At 71.1% G+C, this 17,511-nt stretch carries 17 protein-coding genes; 7 read left to right on the forward strand and 10 right to left on the reverse strand.

Annotated elements, in window-relative coordinates:
- Positions 1-250: 250 nt before the first annotated feature.
- The 4 genes from ACIRJP_RS23755 to ACIRJP_RS23770 form a co-directional block, all read right to left on the reverse strand.
- Positions 251-547, reverse strand: coding sequence for a GYD domain-containing protein (locus ACIRJP_RS23755; RefSeq protein ID WP_404177493.1), 297 nt, complete (start codon positions 545-547; stop codon positions 251-253).
- Between the two features lie 402 nt (positions 548-949).
- Positions 950-2,119: a cytochrome P450 gene (locus ACIRJP_RS23760; protein WP_404177496.1), complete on the reverse strand. Its 1,170-nt coding sequence runs from the start codon at positions 2,117-2,119 to the stop codon at positions 950-952.
- Between the two features lie 279 nt (positions 2,120-2,398).
- Positions 2,399-2,473, reverse strand: a complete 75-nt coding sequence (locus ACIRJP_RS23765) for a 50S ribosomal protein bL37 (protein ID WP_015034725.1) — start codon at positions 2,471-2,473, stop codon at positions 2,399-2,401.
- A 41-nt stretch (positions 2,474-2,514) separates the two neighbouring features.
- Positions 2,515-3,429: a MerR family transcriptional regulator gene (locus tag ACIRJP_RS23770; protein WP_404177499.1), complete on the reverse strand. Its 915-nt coding sequence runs from the start codon at positions 3,427-3,429 to the stop codon at positions 2,515-2,517.
- Positions 3,430-3,523: 94 nt separating this feature from the next.
- Here ACIRJP_RS23770 and ACIRJP_RS23775 point away from each other — a divergent pair, with 94 nt between their 5' ends.
- From ACIRJP_RS23775 to ACIRJP_RS23790, 4 genes are all read left to right on the forward strand, one after another.
- Positions 3,524-4,222 carry a hypothetical protein gene (locus ACIRJP_RS23775; RefSeq protein WP_404177502.1) on the forward strand — a complete coding sequence of 233 codons (699 nt, stop codon included), beginning with the start codon at positions 3,524-3,526 and terminating at the stop codon, positions 4,220-4,222.
- A 108-nt stretch (positions 4,223-4,330) separates the two neighbouring features.
- On the forward strand, positions 4,331-4,765 hold the full coding sequence (locus ACIRJP_RS23780; protein WP_404177505.1) for a hypothetical protein: 435 nt from the start codon (positions 4,331-4,333) through the stop codon (positions 4,763-4,765).
- A gap of 38 nt (positions 4,766-4,803) precedes the next feature.
- Entirely contained in the window at positions 4,804-6,141 is a 1,338-nt protein-coding gene (locus tag ACIRJP_RS23785; RefSeq protein WP_404177508.1) for a DUF1254 domain-containing protein, read from the forward strand.
- Between the two features lie 77 nt (positions 6,142-6,218).
- On the forward strand, positions 6,219-6,443 hold the full coding sequence (locus tag ACIRJP_RS23790) for a DUF2277 domain-containing protein (RefSeq protein ID WP_124717878.1): 225 nt from the start codon (positions 6,219-6,221) through the stop codon (positions 6,441-6,443).
- Here the strand turns inward: ACIRJP_RS23790 and ACIRJP_RS23795 are convergent.
- The 3 genes from ACIRJP_RS23795 to ACIRJP_RS23805 all read right to left on the reverse strand — a co-directional run bounded on the left by ACIRJP_RS23795 (position 6,430) and on the right by ACIRJP_RS23805 (position 9,315).
- Complete coding sequence (locus ACIRJP_RS23795; RefSeq protein WP_404177511.1) at positions 6,430-7,101, reverse strand: DedA family protein; 672 nt, start codon at positions 7,099-7,101, stop codon at positions 6,430-6,432. The two genes, ACIRJP_RS23790 and ACIRJP_RS23795, sit on opposite strands and share 14 nt — an antisense overlap.
- 302 nt (positions 7,102-7,403) lie before the next feature.
- Positions 7,404-7,859: a DoxX family protein gene (locus ACIRJP_RS23800; protein ID WP_404177514.1), complete on the reverse strand. Its 456-nt coding sequence runs from the start codon at positions 7,857-7,859 to the stop codon at positions 7,404-7,406.
- Positions 7,860-8,670: 811 nt separating this feature from the next.
- Positions 8,671-9,315 (reverse strand): HNH endonuclease family protein, encoded by a 645-nt coding sequence (locus tag ACIRJP_RS23805; RefSeq protein ID WP_404177517.1) that lies wholly within the window; start codon positions 9,313-9,315, stop codon positions 8,671-8,673.
- 266 nt (positions 9,316-9,581) lie between these two features.
- On the opposite strand from ACIRJP_RS23805, the gene ACIRJP_RS23810 reads away from it, so the two are divergent.
- Entirely contained in the window at positions 9,582-10,364 is a 783-nt protein-coding gene (locus ACIRJP_RS23810; protein ID WP_404177520.1) for an ABC transporter permease, read from the forward strand.
- Between the two features lie 2 nt (positions 10,365-10,366).
- On the opposite strand, the gene ACIRJP_RS23815 is transcribed toward ACIRJP_RS23810, so the two are convergent.
- Positions 10,367-11,029 carry an HAD-IA family hydrolase gene (locus ACIRJP_RS23815; protein WP_404177523.1) on the reverse strand — a complete coding sequence of 221 codons (663 nt, stop codon included), beginning with the start codon at positions 11,027-11,029 and terminating at the stop codon, positions 10,367-10,369.
- A 303-nt stretch (positions 11,030-11,332) separates the two neighbouring features.
- Between ACIRJP_RS23815 and ACIRJP_RS23820 the strand changes: the two genes are divergently transcribed.
- A complete protein-coding gene (locus ACIRJP_RS23820; RefSeq protein ID WP_404177526.1) occupies positions 11,333-13,381 on the forward strand; it encodes an MFS transporter in 2,049 nt (682 codons plus the stop codon).
- 28 nt (positions 13,382-13,409) lie between these two features.
- On the opposite strand, the gene ACIRJP_RS23825 is transcribed toward ACIRJP_RS23820, so the two are convergent.
- Together ACIRJP_RS23825 and ACIRJP_RS23830 are read right to left on the reverse strand one after the other, a co-directional pair.
- Positions 13,410-13,898 carry a GNAT family N-acetyltransferase gene (locus ACIRJP_RS23825; protein ID WP_404177529.1) on the reverse strand — a complete coding sequence of 163 codons (489 nt, stop codon included), beginning with the start codon at positions 13,896-13,898 and terminating at the stop codon, positions 13,410-13,412.
- 59 nt (positions 13,899-13,957) lie between these two features.
- Positions 13,958-15,043, reverse strand: coding sequence for a DUF2330 domain-containing protein (locus ACIRJP_RS23830; RefSeq protein ID WP_404177532.1), 1,086 nt, complete (start codon positions 15,041-15,043; stop codon positions 13,958-13,960).
- A 443-nt stretch (positions 15,044-15,486) separates the two neighbouring features.
- On the opposite strand from ACIRJP_RS23830, the gene ACIRJP_RS23835 reads away from it, so the two are divergent.
- On the forward strand, positions 15,487-17,466 hold the full coding sequence (locus tag ACIRJP_RS23835) for a bifunctional glycosyltransferase 87/phosphatase PAP2 family protein (RefSeq protein WP_404177903.1): 1,980 nt from the start codon (positions 15,487-15,489) through the stop codon (positions 17,464-17,466).
- Positions 17,467-17,511 lie beyond the last annotated feature (45 nt).

The raw sequence follows: 17,511 nt of genomic DNA on the forward strand, positions 1-17,511 counted from the left end.
TCTCGGAAGATCTAGAATGTTCTGGGAATCACACGGCGTTACTTTACGGGTTCTTACAAAGCAGATGTCGGCGGTTCGAAACCGTCCGCGCCCACCAGTGCGAAGGCCCCCAACCGATCATGGTTGGGGGCCTTCGACGTCTGCTTCTGACATCAACGGGTGCGGTCACTCATGGTTGGACGCTGTCGCTTCAGCATTCGGTCCAGGTGACTCGTGCCCTCGCGCTGCGTGGCCTGGACAACGTGGGTCGTCAGCCGGCCGCCTTGGCGATGATGCGGTCCATCTCCTCTGGGCCGAAGGCCCGCAGAGTTGTGGAACGGACGTTGCCCACCCCGCCGAGCTGCAGGAGTGCTGCCGTGGCAGTTTCGTCGTCTGGCGCCTCGACGACGGCCACGAGGTCGTACGGACCGACGGTCCAGTAGATGCTCAGGAGCTTCGCCCCGAGCTTCTGTACCGCTGCCCCGAAGGCCTCGGAGCGGTTTGCGGTGTCCTTGTAGTTTCGGACCCCTTGATCGGTCCAGCTCAGCAAGCTGACGTACGTCGGCATGTTCTTTCACCCTCACGAGGAGACACATCGTGAGTCCAAGCCTGGGCATCTGGGCCAGAACCTGCACGAGATGCGCATCCGAACGAGCAATGCGATCTACCAGCGCGTCGAGCATCGCGGACGGCCCGCCCCGGCCCAGCCGGGCGGTGTCAGCGGGGCGAGGGCGCCCGGGCGGCCCGTCCGTGTATTCGTTGCGGGCGGCGACGAGGGTGTGCTCGTCGGGTGGCGTCTCCCCTGGCGTGGCGCGGTCGCGGTTCGCCCGGATCGGGCGTCGGCAGGGGCGGCGGTTCGCGTTCGTCGCCTCTCGGTGCGGCGGGTTTGCCAGGGCGGCGATCCTGCCGGTCATTGGATCCGCCGCCATCGCCCAGGGGCAACCGGTATTTGTTCGCTGTTCGAAGGCGGCTACCAGGTCACGGGCAGGTGCCGGGGGCTTCGGGTGAGCGCGCTCGTGCGCCACTCGACGACGTCTACCGGCACGGTCAGCCGCAGGCCGGGGAGCCGGGCGGCCAGCCGGTGCAGGGCGAGGCGGAGTTCCGTGCGGGCCAGCGAGACACCCAGGCAGTAGTGCTGTCCGCCGCCGAAGGCGAGGGTGGGGTGTTCCAACGGGGCGAACATGTCGGCGAAGGGGTCACCGGGGAAGGCCGCGGGGTCACGGTTGGCGGCGCCGCGGTCGAGGGTGACGAGGTCTCCGGCCCGGATGGCCACCCCTCCGATCTCCATGTCTTCGGTGGCCCGCAGCGGGTTGAAGTGTTTCGCGGGGTCGTTGAGCGGGATCAGGTGGATCAGACGCTCGGCCAGTACTCCGGCGGCCGCTTCGTCGGAGCCCAGGCGGGCCCAGTCCTCGGGGCGTTCGTCCAGGAGGTAGAGGAGGGCGTTGCCCAGCATGGTCATGGTCGTGTCGTAGCCGGCCACCACAAGCGTGCTGACGAAGTTGACGAGTTGGGATTCGGGGATGCTGCCGCCTTCACGGTCGGCGGCCTGTACGAGGGTGCTGATCAGGTCCGGACCCGGGGCGCTTCGGCGATCGGCCATGAGACGGGTGGCGAATTCGGTGAACTCGCTTGCCGCCTCGGCGGTTTCGTCCTCGGGAACGGAGGGATCGGGGAAGGCGAGTTCGGTCCAGTGCAGCAGCCGGGTGTCGTCGACGTCGTGGACGCCAAGCAGCTTGTTCATGACCGCGATGGGCAGGGGACGGGTGTAGTGGTCGACGAGGTCCGCGGGCGGGCCGTGCTCGGCAAGCCCGGCGACCAGCCGGTCGGTGACCTCGGCGACCATGGGCGTCACCCGGGCGACCCCGCGAGGGGTGAGGACCCCCTTGACGGTGTGGCGCAGTCGCAGGTGGCCGGCGCCGTCCTGCTTGGTCATGGCGTCGGGGGCATCGGTGAGGGGCGAGGTGGCCGTCGCGGGCAGCAGGGCCCGGGTGAACCGGTCGTCGGCCAGCACCTGGCGGACGTCGTCGTAGCGCGTGAAGTGCCAGGCAGGGCTGGAGCCGGGCAGTGTTGTGTGCCGGGGCGGGCCGGGGTCGGCGAACACCAGCCGGTGCAGGGGAAGGAACTTCTCGTCGGCGGTCATGGTCCTCCTGAGCCCGGGGTCCGCGGACGCGGCATCATCCTGACAGGGTGCGAACACATGGTGTGCGAATGGCTACTGCCGGTGTGTCTCCCTTGCCGGTCGGGGCCCGTGCTCCGCCGACCGGGGCGCCCCCCGCTCGGCAGCTTGCCTGAGTTTCAGGAGCCGGCGGTTGGCATCTTCTCCCGAGGCCGCCCTGCCGGTGGCCGCTCATGCGTCACCGGCGCGTCCGTGGTGCCCTGGGGAGCGTGAGCGCTTCTCAGGGCACCACGGGGGTTCGGTTCAGGCGTTGGGGCGCTTGCCGTGGTTGGCGTTCTTCTTCTTGCGGGCGCGGCGCTTGTTTCCTCGCTTGGCCATGACCTGCCTCCCTCACCTGGGGTTTTTGGGCCTCCGTCAGTTTAGGTTCGGCCCGTCCCGGCCGCATCAGCTGTGTCGGTGAGGGCCTCGATGAGCCAGGTGAAGGCAGGGGTCGGGTCGTTCGGGGGTGGCCAGGAGTTGATCACGGCGAGCAGTTGGAGGTAGCGCCGGCGGCGGGGGTCGTTCGCCGTTCTCAGGAAGGTCAGCAGGTCGTGGCCCGTGGTGGTGTTGGCGTATTCGGCCTTGACCGCCTTGATGATCCGGGCGGCCCGGGGTGATGTCGGGGCGATGCCCGCTCGCAGGGCCGGGGTGACGTGGGTGTGGATCGTCGCGGTGGGGTGGGGGCGGGTGAGGTCGGTCGATACGTGGGTGGCGAGGCGGCGCATGAGGGCGGCGAAGTCGGGGGTCCGCGTCAGTTCGGCCAACTCGATCCAGGCCTCGACCTGTTCGGTGTCGGGGTTCTCGGGCAGCTCCGGGGTCATCGAGCGCATGATTCCGGCGAATGCCGGTGCGGCGTCCGGGCCGCCGAACACGGTGGCGAGGAAGTCGTCGATCAAGTGACGGCGTTCGTCCTCGGAGAGCATGGTCAGTTCGTGCATGGCTTCCAGCTCCTCGGGTGTGGAACCGCGCCCGGCCGCCGCGGTCAGTACGGCGCGCCGCATTTGCAGCGTACGGATCTGCACCGTCAGCGCCTGGGCGTGGGTCGCGGCGACCTCGGGGAGGGAGAGCTCGCGGTCGGCGACCTTGCGGGTCGTGGAAAGATCGAGTCCCAGCTCGCGCAGAGTACGCACCAGGCGGAGGCGAGCCACGGCGTCGGGGCCGTAGAGGCGGTAGCCCGCGGGGCTGCGGGCGGCCGGGGACACGATCCCGCGGTCGGAGTAGAAGCGGACGGTCTTCACCGTCAGCCCGGTCCGCCTGGCCAGATCCCCGATCGGGAGGAGTGCGTCGCCGTTCATGTCCGTAACCCTCGGGCCTCCCCCTGCGGGAGAGTCAAGCCCCGGCTCGCCGTAACGTGTCCTGGTCACGTCAGCACCGTCCCAGGGGGGATACATGTCGTACGGCTATCCGCCGCCCCAGCCCGGTCAGCAACCGCAGCCTGGTGAGCAACCGCAGGCCGGTCAGCAGCCGCAGTTCGGTGAGCAACCGCAGTCCGGTCAGCAGCCGCCGGCCTCGTCGCCGTACGCGCACTGGCCGCAGCCCGCGCCCGGTGCGTACGGCTATCCGCAGCCGCCCAGGAAGTCGCGTACCGGGCTGATCGTCACCTTGTCCGTGATCGGCGGGGTTGTCCTTCTGCTGGCGGCCGGCGTGCTGGTCGCCGTGACGAGCGGGGGCGGCACGTCGTCGACGGCCGGGTCGAAGCCGTCGAGGGCGGAGGCCACGGAGAGCGGGTCCCCTGCTGCGAGCGGTGCGCCCGCGCCGGGTGACGCCTCCGACGCGCCCACGGAGCTGCCGGCCCCGGAGGGCACGGACGGCGAGGGCGATGTGCGGATCACCCGGTGCCAGGTGGACTCGCTGACCGAGTGGCCGGATGCGGATGTGGAGATCGTGAACCACGGCGACGACCAGGCGTCCTACATCGTGTCCGTGGAGTTCGTGGACGGGGACGGTACGCGCCGGGCTTCGGGGCTGGCGACGGCGACCGATCTGGCGGCGGGGCGGAAGTCGGTGCAGAAGGCCCAGGGGCTGGGAAAGGTCCCCGGCAAGATGACCTGCAAGGTCTCGAAGGTGACGCGGCTTCCCTCGTCGTGAGCGGGTTTCTGGAGGTCACCCGGATGGGTACGTCCGGGTGGCCGTGCGGGGAGGTGGCGCGCAGGGTCGGTTCTGTTCCGCAGTCCCGATCAGGCCCGAGGAGTTCCGATGGCTCATACAGCGCCCACGCCCGGCACCGCCGGTTCCGCCGGCCAGGGGGACATCAATCCCTGGGCGGCCAGCGGTGTCATTTTCGCCGGTGTCCTGTTGCTCGTCGACGGTGTCCTCGGAGTGATCAAGGGCATCTCCGGTCTCGCCACCGACGATGTCTACGCGCACCTCAGGAACTACACGTTCAAGTTCGATGTGTCCTCCTGGGGGTGGATCCACCTCGTCCTCGGCATCGTGCTCGCCGTCGTCGGCTGGGGGGTCCTCAAGGGTGCCGAATGGGCCCGGGCCACGGGTGTGGTGCTGGCCGCCATCAGCGTGATCATCAACTTCGTCTGGCTGCCGTACCAGCCGATCTGGGCGGTCGTCTCCATCGCCATCGACGTGTTCGTCATCTGGGCCCTGTGCACGGAGCGTTCGCGGGCGGTCATCTGAGGGGGCAGAACGGGCACGGAGGCCGGGAGGAGGCAGCGGTGGAACTCGTCGCTCTTGCCGCCGAGGCGTACGTCTACGGGTATCCGCTGGTCCGGGACCTGTCGCTGGTCGAAGGCGCCATGTACACGGGCTTCGGTCCGCTGCCGCCCACCCCCTTCAACCACTTCGCGCACGCGGACCGGCCGGTGCCCGCCGACACGCCCTTCGTGTCCGTCGGTGACGACACCGTCCGGTCCGTCGCTCATCTCGACCTCTCCGGTGGGCCCGTCCTGCTCCACGTCCCCGACCCCGACGGCGGGCATCCGGACGGCGCGTACCGCGTGCTGCAGTTCGTCGACGCGTGGACCAACAGCTTCGCGTACGTCGGCCGCCGCACCACCCCCGTCCACGCCGGTGACTGGCTCGTCGTTCCCCCCGGCTGGGCGGGCCGCGTGCCCGACGGCGTGCTCGGGGTCATCGACGCGCCCACCTCCGTCGTCACCGTCATCGGCCGCAGCGCCTGCGATGCCGGCGGCGGCCACGGCCCGGAGCGGGTCAGCGCGTTCCAGGAACAGCTGACCGTCACGTACGTCGAACCGGGTGCCCACCGCACGGGGCTGCCCGCGCCCGACCCCGACGTACCCGAGGCGCTGCGGTTCTTCGAGCAGCTCAGGGTGTGGATGGCCGACTTCCCGCCGTCCGCGCCCGACCAGGCGTATCAGGACCGGTTCCAGCGGCTGGGGCTGCTGGAGGAAGGGCCCTCGCCCTACGTCCGTGCCGATGCCGTCCTTGTACGCGCACTGACCGAGGGGCTGGTGCGGGGCAGGGCACGGGTGGAGGAGGTGAGCCGGGCCGATGCGGAGCGCGGGGGCTGGGTGATGGAGCCGCATCTCTTCGACTACAACCTCGACCACTACGGTGTCGGGACCATCGACTCCCCTCAGTGGCGGATCGCCGACCGGGAGGCGTCCTACCGGACCAGGGCGGTGGCGGCACGGAGCGCGCTGTGGGGCGTCCACGGTTACGAGGCGGTGTACGCCCACACCCTGTGCGACGCCGGGGGCGAGCGGCTGAACGGGGCCCGCTCCTACGTGCTGCGCTTCGAGGGCCGGCCGCCGGCCGGGGCGGGCTGGTCCCTGGCCGCGTACGACATGACCGGGTACGGCCCGGCCGGTCAGCGGATCGGCGAGAACCCGGCGGGGCGCGGCCCGGTGTATGCGCGGGACGGTTCGCTGACGGTCCGGGTCCAGCGGGAGCGGCCGGACGATCCGGTCGCGGCGGCGAACTGGCTGCCCGTGCCCGACGGGGACTTCCGGGCCGTGCTCGGGCTCCGTGCGCCGGGGGCCGGGATCCTCGACGATACGTACGAGTTCCCCGCCGTCGAACGGGTTCGGTGAGGGGAGCCGGGCTTCGGGGGCGCGGGGGAGCGAGGGCGATTCGGGCGGTTGTCAGTGGTGCGGTTCACACTTGAGTCATGTGCCGCAGCATCAAGACCCTTCGCCCGCCAGCCATCCCCGAAGAGGCCACCGAGGAGGAGATCCGGGCCGCCGCCCTGCAGTTCGTGCGCAAGGTGTCCGGCTTCCGCGCCCCGGCCGCGCACAACCAGGAGGTGTTCGACCGGGCCGTCGACGAGATCACCGAGGCGACCGTCAGACTGCTGGACGGGCTGGAGGTCCGAGGCGCGGTCAGGACGCCGTAGTGGCCGGGGCGGTCGCCGATGCAGCGGCGGCCGCCTCCGCCGCCGGGCGGCGCATGAGATACGCGGCGAGGGCGCCCGCCATGAACAGGGCGAGGACCGAGACGGCCGTGCCCACCCACGTCGCACCGAGCCACTGGCCGCCGAAGTAGCCGAGGCCCACGCTGTAGACGGCCCATGCCACACCCGCCAGGGCCGACCAGGGCAGGAATTCCTTGACCTTGCGGTGCGCGGCGCCCGCGCCAAGGGAGACGACCGAGCGTCCGGCCGGGGCGAAGCGGGCGATGATCACGAGGATGCCGCCGCCCCGGGCGAGGGCGGCACCGAGGCGCTCCTGCGCGGAGGTGAGGCGGCGGGAGCGGGCTATGGCCCGGTCCAGTCGTTCCCCGCCGCGCCAGGCCAGCCGGTACGCGACGAGGTCGCCGAGCACCGAGGCGGTGGCCGCGCAGAGGATCAGGGCGAGGAGCGAGGGAACCTCGGTCACCTGTTCCGCGGCGCCCGCGCCCGCGACGGTCGTCGAACCGGCGGCGGCGGCCGTGGCGGCGGTGATCACCAGGACCCCGCTGGGAAGCAGGGGCAGAAAGACGTCCAGGAGCACCGAAAGGGCGACCACGGCGTAGATCCATGGGCTGCCGGTCAGCGCGCCCACACTCTCAAGCACCTACTACTCCCCGATTCGGAACAACGCCGCGACGTCGCAGGGGAGCGGCAGGAGCGGCAGGGTCAGCTGTAGAGCGTACGCCTGGCGTTCATCCGGTGATCCACAAAATACGAACGATGTTGGGAACCTCACGTACATCCGGAAATGGGAAGCATCGGTTCCGGGTGTTCTGCCGGATGTACGTGAGGAGTCGCCCGCCGTACGTACGTGAGGGCGGTCCGCCGTACGTACGTGAGGCGCGGTCCGCGCCGCGCCGGCTGCGGGAGAGCGGTCCGTGGGCGGCGGGTGCGGGAACGAGTGGCTCAGACCGTTACGGGCGGTGCCTGCTCGGGTGCGCGGTCCTTTTCGTGCTCCGTGCCGCCCCGGCCGAACAGCCGGTCCAGGGCCGGTGTGCCGGGGCCGGTGAAGACCAGGAGCAGGAACGCCCAGCAGAAGACGGCCGAGGGCTCGCCGCCGTTCTGCAGCGGGAACAGGGCCTCGGGCTGGTGGACCTTGAAGTACGCGTACGCCATGGAGCCGGAGCAGATCAGGGCGGCGATGCGGGTGCCGAGTCCGACCGTCACGAGGGCGCCGCCGACGAGTTGGATGACCGCCGCGTACCAGCCGGGCCAGGTGCCGGCGGGTATGGAGCCGCCGTTCATGGTGCCGCCGAGGACGCCGAAGAGCGACGCGGCGCCATGGCAGGTGAAGAACAGGCCGATGACGATCCGGAAGAGGCCGAGGGCGTAGGGCTGAGCCTGGTTCAAGCGTGTGTGCATGGGGGGAGGGCTCCTTCGGTCTGGTGGGGACGTGAACCGATTGAGTGCGTCAGATTAGGGAAACCTCACCAATGCTTGCAAGTTCAACATTCTGTCGACTGGCTGAAAGTCGCGCCCCTGGTTTTCGGTCGGACTCCGGTTCGAAACCGCCCCAACTGCGAACCTCTCCCTGCCGACTTGGCCTGAACCAATGGCGGCGCAACTTTCCGGCCATGTGGAGTGAGGGGAGCGGGCCGGCTGTCGAGCCATGGTCCGCCGGTGGTGTACCACTGGGCCGGCGGCGTCTCCGTCCGTCCGTGCCGTGCGGGCAGCCCGCCGCTCCGCCGTCCGGTCCGGCTCCGGGCGGGGCGGAAACCGGCTCCGGGGCGTCCGGCGGCGAGGTGTGCGCGGGCGGGCAGGTCAGCTGCCGGATGCGGGTCCCGGGGCGCCGCCCGGCGCTTGGGCGGGGGTGCGCGGCACGGCTGCGCAGGTATGGGGTATATCGCCCCGACAGCCAACAAAGCGTCGCCGGAGTGTCGGGAGGGGGGCGGCTCCGAACGCTCCGGCGACGCTTTGTGTACCAGTGGCGGCAGGGGCCGCGGCAGGACCGTGCCCCGGCTCTCCGCGGGCCGGGGTGGCAAGGGGGTGCTCGGGCGGTCGGCGGGCCGGCTCGGCGCCGTGCGCCGGCCACCGCTGCTCGTCGGGCTCCCGGGGTGCGCGGGCACCGGCCGGGACCGGCCGTACTCGGCCGAAAACGCGCCGGGGCGGGGGTGGGGAAGGGGTGCGCCTGCGGGTACGGAGCCGTGCGGTGCGCACGGCTCCGTACCTGGGCTCAGCAGTTGTTCAGGACGGACTGCAGGGCGCTCTTCTCGGCCGGGTCGACGGTCAGGTCGTAGTAGTGCTTCACGTGGACCCAGGCGCGCGCGTACGTGCACTTGTACGCGGTGCGTGAGGGCATCCAGTTGGCCGGGTCCTTGTCGCCCTTGGACTGGTTGACGTTGTCCGTGACCGCGATGAGCTGAGGACGCGTCAGGTCGTTGGCGTACGCCTGGCGTTCGGCGGTCGTCCAGCTGCTGGCGCCCGACCGCCAGGCCTCGGCGAGCGGAACCATGTGGTCGATGTCCAGATCGGAGGCGGCGGTCCAGGTGGCGCCGTCGTACTCCGAGTACCAAGTGCCGCTGACGGCGGCGCAGCTGGAGTCCTGCGTCACGTTCGTGCCGTCGCGCTCCAGGACGACCTCGCGGGTGTTGCAGGCGCCCGACTGGGTGATCCAGTGGGGGAACTTGTCACGGCTGTAGCCGCTCGACGAGCCCTCGGCGGCGACGGTCAGTTCGCTGAGGTAGGTGCGGGCGGTCGAGGCGGAGACCGGGGTGGGCATGGCTGCCTGCGCGGCGGGGGCGGTGAGCAGGCCGGTGGTTGCGGCAAAGGCGGCGGATGCGGCGAGGACGGCGATGCGACGCGCGTAGACACCGGACATACGAACTCCCTTGATGTGGGGGGACCTTGGGCGGGTGACCCGTGAAGCCCGGCCATCGTGGCCGTGCCAGGTTTCCGTGGGGTGGGCACCAGGTAACAGAGTGGCGACATGGTCACGTCACATCAAGAGTTCTGACGAACAGGACTGGGGCATGGGGGCGTACGTCCACATCTGCGCGGGCGCACAGGCTGACGCGGCGACAATCCATGGGTGTGGACGACCGATTCGCGCGACTGGTCGGGCCGGGCCGGTCGTAGGGTCGCGGCGTGCTGCTACCGGTCGACATCACGCTCGGGGTCGTACTCGCGCTGCTGCTCGCGGCGGCGGCCACGGTCGCCGCTCTGGCCTCGCTCGGCCGGTCGCGCGAGATCCCGCCGGCCGGGCTGCGGGCCGCGGTCCAACTCGCCGCCGTTTCCCTGCTCATCGGCTGGGTGGTCCACTCGGTGGCGCCGCTGCTCGGGTTCGTGGCGCTGATGTACGCCGTGGCGGTACGGACCGCGGGCCGCCGGGTCACCCGCAATCGCACCTGGTGGTGGGCGGCGCTGCCGATCGCGGCAGGGGTCGTTCCGGTGGTCGCCCTGTTGCTGCTCACCGGGCTCGTGCCGGTCCGGGGCATCGCGCTGATCCCGGTGGCCGGCATCCTCATCGGCGGTGCGCTGACCGCGACCGTGCTCGGCGGAAGGCGGGCGCTGGACGAGCTGACGACCCGGCGCGGGGAGGTGGAGGCGGGGATGGCGCTCGGGCTGCTCGACCGTGACGCGCGGCTGGAGATCGCCCGGACCGCGGCGTCGGACGCGTTGCTGCCGGGGCTCGATCAGACCCGGACGGTGGGGCTCGTCACCTTGCCCGGGGCCTTCGTGGGCATGCTGCTGGGCGGCGCCTCACCGGTGCAGGCGGGGGCCGTGCAGCTGTTCGTACTGGTCGCCCTGATGGCCGTGCAGGCGGGGGCCGTGCAGCTGTTCGTACTGGTCGCCCTGATGGCCGTGCAGGCGGCGGCCGTCACGACGGTGCTCGAACTGGTGGCGCGGGGCCGGCCGCACCGGGAGTGACGTCAGCGCGCGCTGATGTGCAGTCGGATCGAGCCGTCCGGGGCCGCTTCCACCCGGATCCGCGTCAGGTCCTCGACGTGCGCGTCGGGGGAGAGCGCTCCGGCGCGCGGGCCGACGCCCACGACGCGCATCCCCGCCGCCCGGCCTGCCGCGATGCCCGCCTCCGAGTCCTCCAGGACGACGCAGTCCGCCGGGTCGAAGCCCAGCTCGGCCGCGCCCTTGAGGAAGCCCTCGGGATCCGGCTTGCTGGCGCCCACGCTCTCGGCGGTGACGCGGACGGCGGGCATCCGCAGGCCCGACGCGGTCATCCGGGTCCGGGCCAGCGCCTCGTCCGCCGAGGTGACCAGGGCGTGCGGCAGCCCGCTGATCGCGTCCATGAAGGCGGGTGCGCCGCCGATCGGTACGACCCCATCGGTGTCGGCGGTCTCCTCGGCGAGCATGGCCCGGTTGTCCGCGTGGTTCTGCTCCATCGGGCGGTCCGGGAGGAGCACCGCCATGGTGGCGTACCCCTGCCGTCCGTGGACGACCTTGAGCGCGGCCTCCGGGTCCAGCCCCTCGCGCAGCGCCCAGCGCCGCCAGCAGCGCTCCACGACGGCATCGGAGTTCACCAGGGTGCCGTCCATGTCCAGGAGGAGGGCGCGGGCGGTGATGACGGTGGCCGGCATGGGCGGGCTCCAGAGCGCGGGGGAGTGACGACGCCGGGAAGCGACGACGCGGGAAAGGGAACAAGCAGCCTCGCCCGCCGGTCAGGGGGTGGCGGGCGGAGGCTACTTTGTTCCATCACGATACAAAAACCGGTCCGAGAAAGCCAATTCCGCCGGTTTCGGGTGGTCGGTACGGCGGAACGCGGGCGGAGGCGGCGGAACGCGACCGGCTGGTCACCGACCGGTTCCCGTAACGCCGACTCGGCAGGCCGTAACGGCATGAAAAGGCCAGGATGGGGATGTAGCGGACCCGAGGAGATGTCCATGGCCCAGCACCTGAGCCCCCCGGCCCCGACCCCGGCCCCCGGTGAGGAGCGCTCCACACGGTCGGTCCTCGTGGCCATCGGTGCGCTGCTCCTCGGCATGCTCCTGGCCGCACTCGATCAGACCATCGTCTCCACCGCACTGCCGACCATCGTCAGCGACCTCGGCGGCCTGGAACATCTCTCCTGGGTGGTCACGGCCTATCTGCTGGCGGCGACCGCGGCGACCCCGCTCTGGGGCAAGCTCGGCGACCAGTACGGCCGCAAGAAGCTCTTCCAGGCCGCCATCGTCATCTTCCTCATCGGCTCGGCGTTCTGCGGCATCGCCCAGAACATGCCTCAGCTCATCGGCTTCCGGGCTCTTCAGGGCCTCGGCGGCGGCGGGCTCATGGTGCTCTCGATGGCGATCGTCGGCGATATCGTCGCGCCGCGCGAACGCGGCAAGTTCCAGGGCCTGTTCGGTGCGGTCTTCGGCGCGACCAGTGTCCTCGGACCGCTCCTCGGCGGTCTGTTCACCGAGCACCTCAGCTGGCGGTGGGTCTTCTACATCAACCTGCCGATCGGCGTCGTGGCGCTCCTGGTGATCGCCGCCGCGCTGCACATCCCGGTCCGCGGCACGAAGCACACCATCGACTACCTCGGCACCTTCCTCATCGCCTCCGTCGCCACCTGCATGGTCCTCGTCGCCTCGCTCGGCGGCACCACCTGGGCATGGGGCTCGGCGCAGATCATCGGCCTCGCCGTCCTGAGCGTCCTGCTGCTGATCGCCTTCGTGTACGTGGAGCGCCGGGCCGCCGAACCCGTCATCCCGCTGAAGCTCTTCCGGATCAGGACATTCACCCTCGTCGCCGTCATCAGCTTCGTCGTCGGCTTCGCGATGTTCGGCGCGATGACCTACCTGCCGACCTTCCTCCAGGTGGTGCACGGCATCTCACCGACGATGTCCGGTGTGCACATGCTCCCGATGGTGCTGGGCCTGCTCATCACCTCGACCGCGTCCGGGCAGATCGTCAGCCGCACCGGCCGCTGGAAGGTCTTCCCGATCGCGGGCACCGGCCTCACCGCGATCGGACTCCTGCTGCTGCACCGGCTCACGGAGACCAGCAGCACCTGGGTGATGAGCAGCTACTTCTTCGTCTTCGGCGCGGGGCTCGGCCTGGTGATGCAGGTCCTGGTGCTGGTGGTGCAGAACGCCGTCACGTACGAGGATCTCGGCGTCGCCACCTCCGGTGCCACCTTCTTCCGCTCCATCGGCGCCTCGTTCGGCGTCGCAGTGTTCGGCACGATCTTCACCAACCGGCTCATCGACAAACTGACTGTCGCGCTCGCCGGGCAACCGCTGCCCCCCGGGGCCGGTGTGAACGGGCTGGCCTCCGACCCGCGGGCCATCGGGCAACTGCCGCCCGCGCTGCGGCCGGCGGTGCTCCACGCGTACGCGACGTCGATCACGGACGTGTTCCTGTACGCGGCCCCCGTCGTGCTGATCGCCTTCGCCTTCGCCTGGTTCCTCAAGGAGGACAAGCTGCGCGGCTCGGTGACCGCTCCGGAGGCCAGCGAGACCCTGGCGTCGAACCCGGTCGAGCGGTCCTCGTACGACGAATGCGCCCGCGCCCTCTCGGTGCTCGCCACGCGTGCGGGGCGCCGGGAGATCTACGTGAAAATCACCGAGCGGGCGGGTTACGACCTGCTGCCCGCCGCGAGCTGGATGCTGCTGCGGATCAAACGGCACGGCACGGTCGAACCGGCCATGCTCGCCGACATCACCCCGGTGCCGCTGCGGGTGATCAGCGACGCTGCCCGGCAGTTGGAGGAACGCGGGCTGGCCCGCCGCGAGGGCGTGCAACTGGTGCTCACCGAGGCGGGTTCGGAAGCCGTGGTGAAGCTCGCGGAGGCACGTGAGGAGTCCATGGCCGAGCTGCTGGGCGACTGGTGGGGGCCGGACCGGCCGACCGATCTGGTCAGGCTGGTGGAGGAGCTGACCGCGGAGACGAACGGGTCGAGCAGGGAACGGCCGCACAGCCCCGAACCGAAGCGGGACCACGCGGCCTGAACCCCGCGAGCCCGGTACGCTCCGCCCCCTACGGCCTCGGGCTCAGCTCCTTCGCGAACCAGTGCTCCGCGTACTGCCGCCGGTGGAACGCCGGGACCTCCCGGTAACCGTGCTTGGCGTACAGCCCGCGCGCCTCGACCAGGTCGTGGCGGGTGTCGAGCCGGACGGCGCGTACGCCGAAGGCGCGCGCCGCGTTCTCGACGGCCGTCAGGAGCAGTCCGCCACCGCCCGTGCCGCGGTGCCCGGGGCGGACGAACACGCGGGTCAGCTCCGCGGTGTCCGCGTCCACCACCAGCAGCCCGGCGCAGGCGGCCGGCTTCCCGTCGAACCGGCCGACGACGAACTGACCGGTGGGCGGGACGAGCAGGTCGGCGCCGTCGCCGGTGAGCCCCTCTTCGATCTCCCCGGCGGCGGCGGGCCGTCCCCAGTAGCGGCTGGCGACCTCGTCGTAGTAGTCGCGACGCAGGAGCGAGGAGTCGGGGGAGTCGAACGGTTCGGGGGCCAGTGTCCAGGTCATGCCGGTCATTCTGACCTGAACACGATCAAGCGGACCAATGGTTTGACGGATGCCGCCCTTCACCCCGTACGCAACTGTTCGGATCCCCTGCCCCTCGCGTCCCGCCGCCGGGCCCGCAGCACCAGCGGCACCGTGGTGACCGCCACCAGCACGGCCGCGAGCAGCGACAGCACCCAGAGGGGGACGCCGCCCACGGTCAGCAGCTGGTTCTCGTGCACCTTCGTCCGGTACGGGGTGTCGGCGGCGGCCGCACGCAGCTGATGATCGTCGTGGATCCGTTCCGGCTGCGGGAACGACTGCTCGATCGCGGTGAGGAACACCGGCTTCTCGCCCGTCAGTTCCCGGAGCGCCCTCGTGTCGTCCACCGCCGACCGGGGGTCGATCCTGCCCGCGTACGTCGCCTCCGGCGCATCGCCGCCGATGGAGCCGCGCGGTTCCATCCGGTGCTCGGCGAGGATGTACAGGCCGAGCTGCTGTGGCGTCGAGGCGAGCTTCGACAACCGCATCGGGTAGACCAGCCGGTCGCTGGCGAAGCGCAGCCGCAGCGGGTCGAGCGAGCCGACGAGCGGAGTGCCGCTGTCCCGGGGCGCGAGGCGGATCGCGACGTACTCCCACTTCTGGTCGACGTAGGGCTTCAGCGCGGTCGCCAGCCGGTCGGGCAGGTCGAAGCCGTTGTCCCGCAGCCACTCCTCCAGCGCCTGCGGGTCGGTCGCGGCCAGCCGTGCCACATCGAAGGGGCCGAGCCGCTCCCGGCCGACCACCTCGACCGCCGGGGCCCCGGCCGACGGAGCGGCGGCCGAGTCCCCGGCACCGCCGGAGCCGGCGAACGGCCAGTCGTGGGAGCGGGGCCAGAAGTAGTGCCTGGTCACGAGTTCCGGCTCGGTGAGGACGGAGAGCTCGGAGAAGAGCCCGGGATCACCGAGCTCCACGCTCGCGCGGTGCGGCACCGGCATGATCCAGGCCGCCTCGGGGGCGTTCCCGCGCACCGTGAGCCGCATGACGATCTGCTCTGTCCGGCCGTCCCAGTCCACCACCGACGTCTCCCGGTCGACCGAGACCTGGGCGTCCTTGCTCGGGACCATGGCCCCGCAGCCACAGGCGTACGCCGGGCTGATCAGCGACCCCAGCTGCAGCGAAACCAGCATCAGCAGCAGTGACAGCGCCCGCGCCGGCCATCCGCGCTCCCTGCCAGGCACGCCCCGCGTGCCCCGCGCACTCCGCTTCACCCTCGCGCATCGCATGTCCGTCCGGCTCCCCCGTGATCGACAACGTGATCGACAGCACGGGGGAGGACGTACGGGCCGTGGATCCGGTTCCGGCCTCGGTTCCGGTTGCGGTTCCGGCTCCGATACCGGCTCCGATTTCGACTGTGCGAAAGCGTATTCGGATAAAACCGGTATGGGGGTCAAGCGCCGACAAGGCTGATTATGGCTGTCTCGTAGCGTAATGCGATGGTTCCACAGCGTGCCCGGATCGAATCGAGGGGCGGGCACCGGAACGGCGGGAGGGCCGGCGCGGCGTGGCGAATGCGGAGCGCAGTGTGTGTGGAGATCCGGCGACCGGAGCGAGGACCGGGGCGGCCCGTGTCCTGCTCTGGCTGATCGTGGCCGCGCTGGCCGTACGGCAGATGGCGGTGGTGATAGGGCAGCCACCGGGCGAACGGCTCACCGACCTGACGGCCTGGATCAGTGGGAAGAGCGTCCTGCGCGTGCCGGGGTCGCTGTACGACAGCGACCGGTTCACCGGCACCCCGTTCGCCGGACTGGTGCTGAAACCGCTGATCCGCAGCGCGGAACAGAACCTGGGCGTCGTCTGGACCTTCGGCTCGCTGCTGCTCGTCGCCGCGCTGGGCATCGTCGCCGCACGTGCGCTGCCGGGGCCGGTGGCCCGCCGCACGGCGCTGCTGGCCGCGCCCGTCGCGATCAGCCTGCTGATGCTCTCGCTGCCGGTCCGCAACGCGCTGCACCTGGGGCAGACCAGCGTCCTGCCGGTCCTGCTGGTGCTGCTGGGCTGTTCCGCGGTCCGCGGGGAACGCGCCTCGGGCGTCCTGATCGGGCTGGCGGCCGCGCTTCAGCCGACCGTGCTGCTCTTCGCCGTGCTCCTCCGGCTGACCGGGCGCCGGCAGGCCGCGGCGACCGGCGGCGTGGTGTTCGCCGTCTGCACGGTGCTCGCCTGGGCCGCGCTGCCGGGCGATTCGTGGACGTACTGGGTGCACCATGTCGCGGGCTCCGGGCTCGGTGGCAGCGCGGACAGCCTCGCCAACCAGTCCCTGCACGGCGCCCTGCTCCGGTTCGGGCTCACGGGCCCGCTGGAGGTGGCGCTCTTCGTGGCGCTGGCGGCCGTCGGCTGCCTCCTCGGGCTGCGCCGGGCCGCCCGGTACGCGGGCGACGGGCAGTTGCTCCTCGCCGTCGCCGTGACCGGCTGCGTCGCCGTCGCCGTCTCGCCGACCGCCTGGCAGTACCAGCTGCTCTGGGTGCTGCTCGCCGTGGTCGGCCGGGTCGGGAGGCGGGCTTGCGACCGGCTGGTCTGGCCCGCCGTCGTGGTCCTCGTCATCACGCTGCCGGGGACGGCGCTGCTGCCGAACATCGAGGCGCTCTTCCCCGTGCGCGACAACGTGCTGCTGACCGCCGCGCTCGCCGCGGCCTGCGCCGTGCCGTTCCTGCCGCGCGCCTCGGAGCACTGGCAGCACCCGGTTCCCGCGGACCGCGCCGCCCCGGTCCCGGCCCGCTGGAGCCGGATTCCGCTGCTGCCGTTCTGGCGGCGGGTACTGAACCGGCCCAACCTGCTGCTGGAACTGCTCCTGATCAGGGTCGTGTACGCCGCGTACGCCCAGGTCAGGCTCGCGGCGACGGCCGGCCGCGCCATCGCCGAACACCACGGCCGGCAGATCCACGCCATCGAGCAGTGGCTGCACATCGACATCGAGCACAGGGTCAACCACGCGGTCGTGGACGTCGGCCGGCTGAGGGCCTTCTTCGACTACTACTACTCGACGTTCCACTTCATCGCGCCGCTGGCGATCCTCGGTGTGCTCTACGTACGGCGCCCCGCCGACTACCGCTGGGCCCGCACCACCATCGGCTTCGCCACACTGCTCGCGCTGGTGGGCTTCTGGCTCTACCCGCTGGCCCCGCCGCGCCTGATGCCGGGGCTCGGCTTCATCGACACGGTCCATGGCGTCCAGGACTTCGCGAAGCCGGACTACGGGAGCCTGACCGCGATGACCAATCAGTACGCGGCGATGCCCTCGCTGCACTTCGGCTGGTCGCTCTGGTGCGGTGCGGTCGTCGTCGTGCTGGCCCCGAGGGCCTGGATGAAGGCGCTGGGGCTGCTGCACCCGCTGTTCACGGTCTCCGCGATCGTCGCCACGGCCAATCACTGGGTGCTGGACGCGGTGGGCGGAGCGACCGTGGTCACGCTCGGCTTCGCGCTCACCCATGCGCTGTCCGGGCCGCGGAGGCTGCGGCCGGTGGCCGTGCCGGCGGCGGCGAAGCCGCGGGAAGAGCTCGAACGGCCGGTGCCGGTGCCGAGATCGCCGGACGAAGGGGTGAGCAGCAAACAGCTCTGAGGGGGCGGATGGCAAGCGGGTCCGGGCCGGCGGGCGATCCGGGTT

Source organism: Streptomyces sp. NPDC102437, assembly GCF_044765565.1.
Lineage (GTDB): Bacteria > Actinomycetota > Actinomycetes > Streptomycetales > Streptomycetaceae > Streptomyces.